This is a genomic window from Shewanella sp. 1180_01, from assembly GCF_052850535.1.
Genome location: NZ_VXCT01000233.1, coordinates 1 through 212, shown reverse-complemented (window position 1 = coordinate 212; position 212 = coordinate 1). Strand labels below are relative to the sequence as shown.

The 212-nt window shown below is 57.1% G+C and carries 1 protein-coding gene; it reads left to right on the top strand.

The window, feature by feature from the left end; translation table 11 throughout:
• Nucleotides 1-212: VCBS domain-containing protein (locus tag FW758_RS25000; RefSeq protein WP_446446872.1), on the top strand; the 212-nt coding region annotated here is incomplete at both ends.

Below are 212 nucleotides of genomic sequence, written 5' to 3'. Positions count from 1 at the left end.
CGGCACCTTGACCATTACCGATGCCGACAGCGGCCAAGCGGTATTCCAAGCGGGCAACGGCACTCCAAGTGTTGGCGCGCTCGGCAGCTTAACCATTGATGCCGACGGCAACTGGACTTACAACGTCGATAACGCCGACGTGCAGTATTTGGCCGAAGGCGAAACTAAGGTCGAAACCTTTGTGGTCTTGAGCCAAGACGGCACTGAGCACA